Annotated in this window: 12 protein-coding genes and 1 tRNA gene; 8 read left to right on the top strand and 5 right to left on the bottom strand. The window is 71.2% G+C overall.

The window, feature by feature from the left end:
* The first annotated feature begins 163 nt into the window (after positions 1-163).
* Entirely contained in the window at positions 164-1,228 is a 1,065-nt protein-coding gene (locus Ae150APs1_RS22295; protein WP_075300093.1) for a LacI family DNA-binding transcriptional regulator, read from the top strand.
* Positions 1,229-2,165: 937 nt separating this feature from the next.
* On the top strand, positions 2,166-3,050 hold the full coding sequence (locus Ae150APs1_RS22300; protein ID WP_075300095.1) for an aminoglycoside phosphotransferase family protein: 885 nt from the start codon (positions 2,166-2,168) through the stop codon (positions 3,048-3,050).
* Here the strand turns inward: Ae150APs1_RS22300 and Ae150APs1_RS22305 are convergent.
* Complete coding sequence (locus Ae150APs1_RS22305) at positions 3,001-4,446, bottom strand: hypothetical protein (protein WP_075300097.1); 1,446 nt, start codon at positions 4,444-4,446, stop codon at positions 3,001-3,003. The two genes, Ae150APs1_RS22300 and Ae150APs1_RS22305, sit on opposite strands and share 50 nt — an antisense overlap.
* Before the next feature lie 386 nt (positions 4,447-4,832).
* Here Ae150APs1_RS22305 and Ae150APs1_RS22310 point away from each other — a divergent pair, with 386 nt between their 5' ends.
* Positions 4,833-5,450 carry a flavoprotein gene (locus tag Ae150APs1_RS22310; RefSeq protein WP_170918118.1) on the top strand — a complete coding sequence of 206 codons (618 nt, stop codon included), beginning with the start codon at positions 4,833-4,835 and terminating at the stop codon, positions 5,448-5,450.
* A 51-nt stretch (positions 5,451-5,501) separates the two neighbouring features.
* Here Ae150APs1_RS22310 and Ae150APs1_RS22315 read toward each other — a convergent pair.
* Positions 5,502-5,589 (bottom strand) — tRNA-Leu (locus tag Ae150APs1_RS22315).
* 121 nt (positions 5,590-5,710) lie between these two features.
* Between Ae150APs1_RS22315 and Ae150APs1_RS22320 the strand changes: the two genes are divergently transcribed.
* Positions 5,711-7,042 (top strand): M20/M25/M40 family metallo-hydrolase, encoded by a 1,332-nt coding sequence (locus tag Ae150APs1_RS22320; RefSeq protein ID WP_075300101.1) that lies wholly within the window; start codon positions 5,711-5,713, stop codon positions 7,040-7,042.
* Positions 7,043-7,063: 21 nt separating this feature from the next.
* On the opposite strand, the gene Ae150APs1_RS22325 is transcribed toward Ae150APs1_RS22320, so the two are convergent.
* Positions 7,064-7,867 (bottom strand): alpha/beta hydrolase, encoded by an 804-nt coding sequence (locus Ae150APs1_RS22325; RefSeq protein ID WP_075302424.1) that lies wholly within the window; start codon positions 7,865-7,867, stop codon positions 7,064-7,066.
* A gap of 86 nt (positions 7,868-7,953) precedes the next feature.
* Here Ae150APs1_RS22325 and Ae150APs1_RS22330 point away from each other — a divergent pair, with 86 nt between their 5' ends.
* Together Ae150APs1_RS22330 and Ae150APs1_RS22335 are read left to right on the top strand one after the other, a co-directional pair.
* Entirely contained in the window at positions 7,954-8,724 is a 771-nt protein-coding gene (locus tag Ae150APs1_RS22330) for an SDR family NAD(P)-dependent oxidoreductase (protein WP_033199097.1), read from the top strand.
* A gap of 63 nt (positions 8,725-8,787) precedes the next feature.
* Positions 8,788-9,168, top strand: a complete 381-nt coding sequence (locus Ae150APs1_RS22335) for a VOC family protein (protein ID WP_010227135.1) — start codon at positions 8,788-8,790, stop codon at positions 9,166-9,168.
* 3 nt (positions 9,169-9,171) lie between these two features.
* Here the strand turns inward: Ae150APs1_RS22335 and Ae150APs1_RS22340 are convergent, their stop codons facing one another.
* Together Ae150APs1_RS22340 and Ae150APs1_RS22345 are read right to left on the bottom strand one after the other, a co-directional pair.
* Positions 9,172-9,450 carry a DUF5703 family protein gene (locus Ae150APs1_RS22340; protein WP_075300103.1) on the bottom strand — a complete coding sequence of 93 codons (279 nt, stop codon included), beginning with the start codon at positions 9,448-9,450 and terminating at the stop codon, positions 9,172-9,174.
* Positions 9,451-9,591: 141 nt separating this feature from the next.
* Positions 9,592-10,548, bottom strand: coding sequence for an aldo/keto reductase (locus Ae150APs1_RS22345; protein ID WP_139317014.1), 957 nt, complete (start codon positions 10,546-10,548; stop codon positions 9,592-9,594).
* Positions 10,549-10,683: 135 nt separating this feature from the next.
* Between Ae150APs1_RS22345 and Ae150APs1_RS22350 the strand changes: the two genes are divergently transcribed.
* Entirely contained in the window at positions 10,684-11,505 is an 822-nt protein-coding gene (locus Ae150APs1_RS22350) for an undecaprenyl-diphosphate phosphatase (RefSeq protein ID WP_010227141.1), read from the top strand.
* Positions 11,506-11,557: 52 nt separating this feature from the next.
* A complete protein-coding gene (locus Ae150APs1_RS22355; protein WP_075300105.1) occupies positions 11,558-12,247 on the top strand; it encodes a histidine phosphatase family protein in 690 nt (229 codons plus the stop codon).
* The last annotated feature ends 22 nt before the right edge of the window (positions 12,248-12,269 follow it).

A 12,269-nucleotide genomic window follows, 5' to 3' on the forward strand; every position in this document is an offset into this window, starting at 1 on the left:
TCGTCATCGCCGACCGGACAGGTATAACGTTTACCCTGTGAGGAGTCGACTGTTGACTTTCTCGGCCATGTATGTAACCGCACCCGTGGCTCGGGGAGGTGCACGCTGCGGAAATACCCTGTGACCGCCGCGTACGATCGCCTGGCGAGGGGAGTTGTCGATCATGGAGGGTCCGTCCGAGGGGAAGCGGGCGACGATCGTCGACGTCGCCCGTCTCGCCGGGGTCTCCACGGCCACCGTGTCGAAGGCGGTCAACGGCAAGGGGCGTATCTCGGACGCGACGCAGAGCCGGATCGCTGACGCTGCGCGCACGTTGGGGTGGGCACCGTCGGCCTCGGCGGTCGCACTTCGCGGTGCTCGGTCCCGGACGATCGGCATCGTCGCCCGGCGTACACCGGATCTCCTCAGTGCCGATCCATACTACTCCGAGCTGATCTCAGGGGTCGAGCAGGTGCTCGCCCCGGCGGGGTACGGCCTGTTGCTGCAGTTCGTGGGCAGCGATACGGCCGCGGAGTCGCAGGTCTACCGACGACTGGCGGCGGAGCGCCGGGTGGACGGAGTGATCCTGACCGAGAGCAGGACCCGCGATCCGCGGTTCGCTCTCCTGCGTGAGCTGGGTCTGCCCGCCGTCCTCATCGGCACGCCACGATCACCGGCGCCCATCCCGTGGGTGGCGGCCGAGGGACGGCACAATGCGCTCCGCGAGGCGGCGACCCACCTACTCGAACTGGGCCATCGGCAGATCGCCTACGTCTCCGGCCCTCAGGATCGCGTACACACCGGTGCACGGCTCGCCGTGGTCACCGAGACACTCGCAGCGCAGGGCGTACCTCTCGGACAGGCGATCGTCGCCGACTTCACCGCTGCGGGAGCGATCACCGCAGTCGAGACGCTGCTCGGCACGCCCGACGCACCGACGGCAATCCTCTTCGCGAACGACATGATGGCCGCGGCCGGGATCAGCGCCGCGCGCCGCTCGGGCGTGGATGTCCCGGGCCGGCTCTCCGTCGTCGGGTACGACGACCTCCCGATCGCAGCGCTGCTCCATCCGGCGCTGACCACGATCCGCCAGGACCTCGACGGAACGGGTCGATCCGCAGCCAGCGCCGTGCTCGGTCTCCTCGACGAGGACCACGCTCCGGCGGCGGAGATTCGACCGCCGACTCTTGTCGTGCGTGAGTCGACCGGCCCTGCCCCCGAGAGGGGCTCGGACAGTCCCCGGTCGTGATGCCCGGCCAGGTTGTCCGCCGCTCTGCGGACGTGCCGTCGAGGTGGACGATCTCACTCCCACCGGGGGACCGTGGACAGGGACCGGACGGCGCAGGAGAGCGCCTGTCGGATCAGGCCCGAATGATCTCAGATGACGCCTTCCGGAGCGGTGTTCGCCACGTGCAGGTGCGCGGCGGTGGCGATCAGCTCGGCACCCCTGGTTCGAGGTGTGGGATTCGTACTCTCCCGGCTCGGCAAGGGCAGATTCGGAGACTGTCGAGGACGGTGCGTAGTGGCGCGCCGCTGGGGTGATGGAGTGAGTGGGTCGGAAACTCCCGATGTCGGTCCGTCGCTCATCTCCGGTGCGGCCCGCTGGATATGCCGAGTGCTGCCGGCGCGGCAGATGTGCCGGCGTCGGTGAGGCGGTATTCCCGGCGGGGTCCGGCTTGCGACGGGTGTGTCGAGATGACACGCACTTCGAGCCACCCGCGTCGATACAGGCGGGCCAGCACATCGTGAACTGCTGCCGGACTCAGATCGGCAAACTGCACGATTCCCGACGTGTGCGACCAGCGGTCACGCTCCAGGAGCTGAGTGACGATGAGGCGCTCCCGGTTCTTGATGAGCCGGCATCTCCGACGGTCGCAGAACGACGGAATCGCAGAGGGCAGGAGAATGTCGACCGCTTCGCCACAGGCGTAGCACTTCCCGCGGACATGCATCTGAATCGCTACCTCGTCGCTGATCTGAAGGCTGGGGAGCGGTTCGGCAGGCACATCTGTGGCGCCGGTTCGCTCGTGATGAGCAAGCCTCGGGAGCGAGGGCTGAGGTCGGAAGGGCGCAGTCGGGGGCACACATGGACGGTGGAATCCGTGTCGGAACGGATGACCTGCCCTTGGGTACCTGCGCCCTCCGTGCTGTGAACAGGGCGGTTCGGCTGAAAGCTAGGGTGGGGCGTGTCCTTCGTCGAGGCTGACGCGCGCTCGTCACTCAGCGCCGCGTGCCGCCAGGTGGGAATCCACGTCGAATCGGTGGAGACGATCCGTATTGGCTCGAATGCGGTGTTCCGGATCGGCACGGACCTGATCGGACGGGTAGCAACTGATCGGCGAGCGTGGGACGACGTCGTGCGTCAGGTCCACGTCGCGCGGTGGCTGGAACGTGTCGGCTACCCGGCGATGCGCGCCCTGCCAGTCGAGCAGCCGATCGACGGCGTCGGGCTGGCCGTCACGCTCTGGCGTTCCGTGTGCCAGGGCGAGGTCTACGCGCCCATCGGTGACGTCGCTGGGCTGATCCGGGAGCTGCACGAACTCGAGCCGCCGGACGACATCTCGTTCCCGCCGCTGCGTCCGTTCGGGGGGATGGGCGACGAACTCCCTGACCTGCGACATCTGTCACCGGCGAATCGCAACTTCCTGAAGGAGCGGATCCGCTGGGCGCGGGTGACGTTCCCGGAGCTCCCGTTCCTGCTCCCGTCGGGTGTCGTCCATGGCGACGCGAACGTCGGCAACGTCCTTCGGAGCGACGACGGTCGCCCGGTGCTGATCGACCTGGACAGCTTCGCTGTCGGGCCGCGCGAGTGGGACCTGGTCCAGACGGCGCTGTTCTTCGATCGGCTCGGCTGGCACACAGCCGACGAGTACCGGGAGTTCGTCCGGGTCTACGGCTACGACCTGACCGATTGGGAAGGGTACGCGGAGCTCGCGGACATGCGAGAGATCGCTATGACCACCTGGCTCGGGCGCAAGGCCGGCGAATCTGTGGCCACTGCTGTGGAGGCGGAGAAGCGCATCACGGCGCTCCGGACCGGTGCGAGCCGGCGTGACTGGGGCGCGTACTGACGGTTACGGCGCCGGCAGGCGACCAGATCCGGGATGCCCGCACCCGCTCGGCCAGCTCACGAGCCGGACCGCTGGTGGCGTGCGGGGTGAGACGCTCGCGGAACTCGGTGACATAGGAGTCGCAGCGCACCGAGTCCACACTCTCGCCGTCGACGATCGCCTCTTCCGCGATCCGGCACCCTTCCTCGACGTCGCCATGATCGAGGTGAGCATCTGCCAGGACCATAGTGACGAAGAAGCGGCTCCGTGCGTAGTCGCCGGAAGCGGAGTCGAGGGCCCGCGACGCTTGTTCGATCGCGTGCACCGGTCGGTCGAGGTCCCGATGGCAATGCCCGAGTTCCGCGGCCAGTTCGGACTCGTCGAAGTAGCTGATCCATTCCGGACCTTCGCCGAGTGAGCGTCGCCCGAAATGTTCTATGGTGGCGTCCATCGCGCGATCGCAGGCTGTCGCATCGCCGGTCCGGGCCAGGGCCCGGGCCTCCATGAGGTGGAAGTGTGCGGTGAGGACCGGGTCGGCGCGGCTCCCGGTTCCCAGCTGGGCGGCTCGCGCCATGTTTGCGGCCTCGCGGTACCGGCCGAGGAAGTTCGCCTGATGGCTCATCGCGTCGAGGATGCTCGCGGCGAGGAGTCCGTCCCGGCCCGCGTCGGCGAGGCCGAGAGCCTGGATGAAGTAGCGCTGTGCGAGCCCGTGCAGGCCTGCGTCGTAGGACATCCACGCGGCGAGCTGCGTCAACTCTCCAGCTGCGGACCACAGCGAATCCCGGACCGCACTCCGCGCGTCAGCGCGTAGAAGTCGGGGGAGATCGGTTCGGAGGTACTGCACGAGGGCAGCCCGTGCGTGCGCCCCGCCGAACGTGCCGTCCAGGTGGTCGAAGGTCCGACGTACTGCACGAAGTCGATCCACATCCGACGAGCCGATGCGGCGGGTGTCGTCCGGGCGGTCGAGGCTTTGTCGGCTGCCGACCAACCAGGAGAGGGAGGCGTCATTCCATGCGGCGAAATTCGCTCCCGCACTGGTGAGCTGGATGAAGCCGGATAGGTCGGCGTCGAGGAGCTGTGCCGTAGTGGTGACGCCGTCCTCTGGGCCGGTGGGGTAGCGCAGACCGATATCGGGCGAGACGCCGGCCGTGGAACGGAAGCCGAGTTCGTCCGGGGCGACCGTGCGACCGAGACGGGCGCTGAGAGCATCGCGGATGGCGTCACGTGTCGCTTCGTCGCGTGGAGTGACTCCGTTGAACCAACGGCTGACGTAGGTGTGGTTGTAGCTGCGGCCTGCGGTGCGGGCTGCCTGGGTCTCGTTGACGGCGCGGGCGATCCGCTTGCGTCCGATGGTGCGGCTGCGATCGAGGAAACCTGCATCGGTCATCAACGCCGTGAGGCGTTCGTTTCTCGACACGAGAAATACTCACCGTCTTCTGTTCGTGCGGCCACTGCCGATCTGAGTATGCCTGCCGCAGTCGCGCCGGAGTCACACTCTCGAAAGAAGCCGCGTCATTCGTCAAGTTCTCCACAGTGCTGCCGGGTCGAACACGAGTTTCACGAAATGTCGACTGCGGAGATCCCGCGAGCTACACCGGCAACATTCGGGGGCGGGGTCATCCTCATCGCAACTCGGGCATGACGACGTGGATCAAGAGGGCGTCCTGCGTTCTGAGGCCATCGCAACGGGTGGGTAATCCTCGTGCTGATGAAGTCGCGCGATATCTCGTCCGATCTGGTTACAGCGACAGAAATCGCTCCGTAGGTGTCGGTGATCCGGGCACATGTGCTGCACTGAGGATCATGACGGCACCGTTGGGTCTCGTGGTCTGCGGAGCTCCGCTGGCGAGGCGCGCGGCCGACGTCGCGCGGGCCCTGGCGGCCGACGGCTGGTCCCTGGCCGTCGGTGTCACCGAGGCCGCGACCGGGTGGATCGAGCCGGACGTGCTCGCCGAGGCGGCGGCGCACCCCGTCGCGACCCGGCCGCGTCACGCGTCCGAACAGCGACGTGGCGCGCGGCCGAAGCGGGTCGTGACGTTCCCGCTGACGTTCAACACCGCGAACAAGATCGCGGCCGGGATCATGGACACCCACGTCACCGGGACGTTGTGCGACGCACTCGGCGCGGGAACACCGATCCTGGCCGTGCCGATGCTGAATGACCGGCTGTGGGGGCACCCAGCGTGGCCGGTCACGCTGGACCGGCTCGCGGAGTCCGGTGCGCTCTTCCTCGACCCGGTCACCGGTGACATCGGAGTACCGCGACCGGTGCCGTCCGGATCGGGTGCGGAGATCGTCGCCGGGTTCGACCCGGCGTGGGTGATCAACGGCGTCGCCGCGCTCGGGGGCGGCTCCGACCCTGACCCGTCTCGCCCGGGAGATCCGTACCCAGGTTCTGTGGGGCTGCGCGCAAGGGGCTGACAGGAAAAGAAGCGGGCCGTCTGTTCGACGCCCCGCTCTCGTTGGTCTTTCTGGTGTCCGAGGGGGGACTTGAACCCCCACCCCCTAATACGGGGACTAGCACCTCAAGCTAGCGCGTCTGCCATTCCGCCACTCGGACGCCACGATCTCTCGATCGCGTCGGGGAGAAGCATAGCCGAGCCCTCCGGGCGGTCTGCGCCCGGGTGTCCACCCCGGGTCTCGGCAGGTCGGCCCCGGTGCGCGGTGGTAGGAAGGCGCCCATGACCGCTTCACAGGACGAGAGCCCCAGCAGTGCCGAGGCGGAGGTCGTCCAGCTGTGTTCCGAGCTGATCCGGATCGACACGACGAACACCGCGGACCCCGAGACCCTGGCCGGTGAGGCCGAGGCCGCCGACTACGTCGCGGAGAAGCTGCGCGAGGTCGGCTACGACGTCGAGCTGGTCGAGTCCGGCATGCCGAAGCGGATGAACGTGATCGCCCGTCTGGAGGGCGCCGACCGGTCGCGGGGCGCGCTGCTGATGCACGGGCACCTCGACGTCGTCCCGGCGGACGCGAGCGAGTGGTCGGTGCACCCGTTCTCCGGGGCGGTGCAGGACGGCTACGTCTGGGGCCGCGGCGCCGTCGACATGAAGGACATGGACGCGATGATGCTGGCGGTCGCGCGCCGTTTCAAGCGTGAGGGCGTCGTCCCGCCGCGGGACATCGTGTGGGCGTTCGTCGCCGACGAGGAGGCCGGCGGCAAGTGGGGCGCGCAGTGGCTGGTGGAGCACCGGCCGGACCTGTTCGCCGGGTGCACCGAGGCCGTCGGCGAGGTCGGCGGGTTCTCGCTGACCCTGGGCGGGGACCAGCGCGCCTACCTGATCGAGTCCGCGGAGAAGGGCATCGCCTGGATGCGGCTGCGGGCCAAGGGTAAGCCGGGGCACGGCTCGTTCCTGCACGACGACAACGCCGTCACCATCCTGTCGGAGGCCGTGGCCCGGCTCGGGAACCACACGTTCCCGCTGACGATCACCGACACCGTGCAGGCGTTCCTGGACCGGATGACCGAGCTGACCGGCGTCGAGTACCCGGAGGACGACCTCGAGGGTGCCCTGGCCAAGCTCGGCCCGATCGCGCGGATCATCGGGGCGACCGTCCGGGACACCGCGAACCCGACGATGCTGAACGCCGGGTACAAGGCGAACGTCATCCCGTCGACGGCGGAGGCGGTCGTCGACTGCCGGGTGCTGCCGGGGCGCGAGGAGGAGTTCCTGCGCGAGGTCGACGAGCTGCTCGGGCCGGACGTCGAGCGGGAGTGGGTCACCGACCTGCCCGCCGTCGAGACGCCGTTCGAGGGTGCCCTGACCGACGCGATGCAGGCGGCGCTGCGCACCGAGGACCCGGCCGCGGAGATCGTCCCGTACATGCTGTCCGGCGGGACCGACGCGAAGGCGTTCTCGACGCTGGGGATGAAGTGCTACGGCTTCGCCCCGCTGCGGCTGCCCCCGGAGCTGGACTTCGCGTCGCTGTTCCACGGCATCGACGAGCGTGTCCCGGTGGACGCGCTGACCTTCGGCACCCGGGTGCTGGACCGCTTCCTCAGAACGGTCTGAGGGGGAGCGCCGCCTCCGCGGTCACGGTGTCAGGATCCGGCGCAGCTGCCGGGCCGCCCCTCGCGGATGGGTCGTGAGGGCGCCGTGCCCGCCGGGCATCGGCACCGCCGGCCGTCCGAGTGCGGCCGCGAGTGCCTCCGCGCAGCGTCGGTCCCAGCCGCCGGGCACGTCCGCGCCCACGGACGGGACGAACGTGACGGGCACGGAACGGAGGCGTGTGGCGTCGAGCGGGTTGGCGCGCACCGCCGGGAAGTCGTGCGCGAAGAACCACCGCAGCCCGGCGTGGAGATCGCCGGCCGGCCGGGGCGCCCCGGCGCCGGGCTCGGGATCGCTCCTGTCGGCGACGAGCCGGCCCATTGCGCCGATCGCGGCCACGACGTCGGTCCGGGCGAGCTCCGCGACGTGGTCCAGCCCGGCCTCGCGCTCCGCGTCGTGGACGACGGCGGGCAGCGGTGGCTCGTGGACGACGGCCGTGCCGACGAGGTCCGGCTCCTCGACGGCGAGCTGCAGCGCGACGACCGCGCCGATGCTCGCCCCGACGACGGACGCGGGCCGGTCGGTGAACCGCCGGAGCACGGCTGCCGCGTCGAGCGCGTGCCGGTGGAGGGCGTCCGGGGGTGGCTCGCCGGGGACCGGGGCCGGGCTCCTGCCCAGCCCGCGCCGGTCGTAGGAGACCACCGTGAAGGTGTCCGCCAGCTCGGCGGCCAGCCGCGTGGTGGCGGACGCCTCGGAGATCCCGCCCTGGAGCAGGAGCACGACGGGGCCGGTGCCCGTCCACTCGACGTGCAGGGTGGTGCCGTCGTCCGCGATCGCGTGGTCCTCCATCCCCGCACGATCGCAGGACGCTCCCGCCCGGACGACGAGGCCGGGCCGCTTCCGGCGGGTGGTCCGCATGGGGCAGGGTGGCCGTCATGGATCTTTCGGGCAGGGTCGCCCTGGTCACCGGCGGCGCGTCGGGCATCGGTGCGGCGGCGGTGGACCGGCTGGTGGCGGCGGGGGCACGGATCGTCGTGGTGGACCGGGACGCCGACGCGGCCGCGGCCGTCGCCGGCCGGTCGGACGGCCTGGCGATCGGCGCGGACGTCACCGATCCCGGGGCGATGCCGGCCGCCGTCGCCGCGGCGGAGGACCGGTTCGGCCGGCTCGACGTCGTCCTCCTCAACGCCGGTGTGACCGCGGGCCAGTCCGGCATCGAGGACCTCGACCTGGACGACTACCGGCGCATCCTCGGGGTCAACCTCGACCACGTCGTGTTCGGGCTGGCCGCGGCCGTCCCGGCGCTGCGCCGGGCGGGCGGCGGGCACGTGGTGGCGACGTCGTCGCTGGCGGGGCTGGTCGGGATGCCCGGCGACGCGCTGTACACGGCGACGAAGCACGCCGTCGTCGGCTACGTCCGGTCCGCCGCGCCGACGCTCGCGCCGGAGGGGATCCGGGTGAACGCGGTCTGCCCCGGCTTCGCCGACACCCCGCTGATCGCGCGGGTGCGCGACCGGTTCGGGGAGTTCCCGATGCTGACCGCGGACGACGTCGCGGGCGGGATCGAGGACATCCTCGAGCGGGGCGAGCCGGGGGAGTGCTGGTTCGTGCAGCCGGGGCGGGAGCCTGCGCCGTACGGGTTCCGCGGGGTGCCGAGCCCGAAGGGCGCGGGGAAGCCCCCGGAGATCGGCTGGCAGGACCACTGAGCGGGACCCGCCGGGGAACGGCCCCTTGACCTCGACCGAGGTTCAGGTCGCAGGCTCTCCGGCATGGCACAGCTGAACCACACCATCGTCCACTCGCACGACAAGCGGGCCGGTGCCGCGTACCTGGCCGAGGTACTCGCGCTGCCGGAGCCGCAGCCGTTCGGCCCGTTCCAGGTCGTCGAGACCGCGAACGGCGTGAGCCTCGACTACCTCGACGCCGGCCCGGGCGCCGACGTCGTCTCCCAGCACTACGCGTTCCTGGTCTCCGACGCGGAGTTCGACGCCGCGTTCGGCCGGATCCGGGACCGCGGCCAGCAGTACTGGGCGGACCCGGGCCGGTCCCGTCCGGGCGAGGTCAACACGAACGACGGCGGGCGCGGGATCTACTTCGAGGACCCGTCCGGGCACCTGCTGGAGATCATCACGGTGCCGTACGGCGGCTGAGGCTCAGAACGTCGGCTCGGGCAGGAGCCCGTGCGCGTGGCTGATCCTCCGCCGGAGGACCACCTTGCGCACCCCGCCCGGGTAGAGGCGCAGCCGGGAGAGCTCCCAGCCGGAGAACTCGGCCTGGATGGCGAGCCGGACCGCGGCCGTCAACCGGGGGACGTCGCCGTCGATCCGCACGGGGCGGTACTCGTACCGGTCGTCGATCCAGCCCTCGCCGTCCCGAGTCCCGGCGAACCGATTCCCTTCGGCTGCCGACTCCTCCGGTCCGCTCTCCGCCATCCGTGCCTCCCGGTCGCGCTGTCACGGCGCCGCCCGCCGGGTGAACGGCGGGTGGTGCTGGCGTGACCACGATAGGCATGCAGCTCGGTCCCCGGCCACCACGAACGTCCCGCATCCCCGGGGCCTGCGGGCCGCGTCACGTCACCGGACGGGGTCGCTCACGTCGTCGAGTGCGGTCCGGATCTCGGCGGGCAGGGTCACGTCCTCCGCCGCGAGCGAGGCCAGCAGCTGCGCCGCGTCCCGCGCACCGACGACGGCGCTCGCCACCCCGGTCCGGTCGCGCACCCAGGTCAGGGCGACGACGAGCGGGGACGTCCCGAGCCCGTCGGCCGCGGTCAGCACCGACTGCACGATCCGCGCGGAGTGCTCGGTGCGGCGGGCCTCGACGTAGGAGGCCAGCAGCGTGCTCGCGCCGCGCGAGTCGGCCGGGGTGCCGTCGGTGTACTTGCCGGTCAGCACCCCGCGGCCCAGCGGGGCCCACGCGAGGATCCCCAGGCCGTGGTGCCGGGCCGCGGGCAGCAGCTCCGCCTCCGGCTCCCGCGCCAGCAGCGAGTACTCCACCTGGGTCGACACCGGCCGGCACACGGCCGGGTCCGGCCCGCCCGCCGCGGCACCGGCCACCGTGGCGAGCTGCCAGCCCTGCGGGGCGACCAGCCCGGCGTAGCGGACCCGGCCCGAGTAGACCGCCACCTGCACCGCGGACAGCATCTCGTCCAGCGGGACGTGCGGGTCCCAGCCGGGGAACTGCCACAGGTCGAGATGGTCGACGCCGAGCCGGCGCAGGGTCGTGTCCAGCGAGCGCAGCAGCGTGGCCCGGGACGCCCGCCCGCCCGGCCCCGCCGTGCCGGCCGTGCTGCCCCGCCCGGCGATCACGAGGTCGTCCCGGGGGACCGTCCGGCGCAGCAGCCCGCCGAGCACCTGCTGGGCCGCGCCGCCGCCGTAGTCGTCGGCGGTCTCGACGAGGGTGCCGCCGGCGTCGACGAAGACCCGCAGCTGCTCCGCCGCCTCCGCGGGCGAGGTGTCCTCGCCCCACGTCATCGTGCCCAGCCCGACCCGGGACACCTCCAGGCCGCTGGCGCCCATCGGTCTGCTCAGCACGGTCCCCGAGCCTAGGCGGGTTCACCCCCGCCACCGTCGAGGGCGCGCGTAGTGACCCCCGTCTCCACGCGTACGGTGACGGCCTGTGACCGATCAGGCCGCACTGCAGCCGGTGCCCCTCGTCCGGGGGCGCCGATGAGCTGGCTCGAGGTGATCGTCCTCGGCCTCATCCAGGGACTCACCGAGTTCCTGCCCGTGTCGTCGTCCGGGCACCTCCGGATCACGTCCGAGGTGTTCTTCAACAGTGACCCCGGGGCCGCCTTCACCGCGGTGACCCAGCTGGGGACCGAGGCCGCGGTGATCGTGTACTTCGCGAAGGACCTGTGGCGGCTGTTCGTCACCTGGCTCCGCGGGTTCCGCGACGCCGAGGTCCGCCAGACCGACGACTACCGGCTGGCCTGGCTGGTGATCGTCGGCTCGATCCCGATCGCCGTCCTGGGCGTGCTGCTCAAGGACCAGGTCGAGACCGTGGCACGGAACCTGTGGCTGGTCGCGACGATGCTGGTCGTCTTCGGGATCCTGCTCGGCCTGGCCGAACGGTTCGGGAAGCAGCGCAAACCGATCGAGAAGATCACCTGGCGGGACGGCATCGTGCTCGGGTTCGCGCAGGCCATGGCGCTGGTCCCGGGGGTGTCCCGGTCCGGGGGCACGATCACCGCGGGACTGGCGCTCGGCCTGACCCGGCCGGCGGTCGTCCGGTACTCGTTCCTGCTGGCGATCCCGTCGGTGTTCGGTGCGGGCCTGTTCACGCTGCCCGACGTGTTCGCGGGCGACGGACCGTCGGCGGCCCAGATGGTCGTCGCCGTCGTGATCGCCTTCGTCGTCGGCTACGCGGTCATCGCGTGGCTGCTGCGGTTCGTGCAGAACAACACCGTCTACGTCTTCGTGGCGTACCGGATCGCGCTGGGCGTCGCCCTGCTGGCGGCGCTGGCGATCGGGGCGGTCTCCGCGACCTGAGCGGGCCCGGGGCTCCCGCCCCGGTCCGCGCACGTCACGTAGCCTCGCCCGCGTGACGACCTTGATCCTGCTGCGGCACGGGCGCTCCACGGCGAACACCGCCGGGGTGCTGGCCGGGCGCACCCCCGGGGTCGAGCTCGACGACCGTGGCCGCGAGCAGGCCGCGAAGGTCGTCGACCGGCTCGCCGACCTGCCGATCGCCTCCGTGGTCACCTCGCCGCTGAGCCGCTGCCGGGAGACCGTGGCGCCGCTGGCGGCCGCCCGCGGGCTGGAGCCCGTCGTCGAGGACGACCTGGCCGAGGTCGACTACGGCTCGTGGACCGGCCGGAAGATCTCCGAGCTGACCTCGGAGGACCTGTGGAGGGTCGTCCAGGCCCACCCGTCGGCGGCGGTGTTCCCGGACGGCGAGTCACTCGCCGGCATGCAGGCCAGGGCGGTCGCGGGCGTCCGCAGGCACGTCGCGCGGGTGCGCGCCGAGCACGGCGACGACGCCATCGTGCTCGCGTGCAGCCACGGCGACGTCATCAAGGCGGTCCTGGCCGACGCGCTCGCCTGCCACCTCGACAACTTCCAGCGGATCGTCGTCGACACCTGCTCGGTGAGCGTCGTCGCCTACACCCAGCTGCGCCCGTTCGTCGCGCGGATGAACGAGCAGTCCGGCGACGTGGCGAGCCTGATCCCCAGGCCGGCGGAGGAGAAGCCGTCGTCGGACGCGGTGGTCGGAGGCGCGACCAACGCGTGAGGTAAGGTGATCCTTCTCCCAT

It is taken from the genome of Pseudonocardia sp. Ae150A_Ps1, assembly GCF_001932315.1.
Classification (GTDB): domain Bacteria; phylum Actinomycetota; class Actinomycetes; order Mycobacteriales; family Pseudonocardiaceae; genus Pseudonocardia.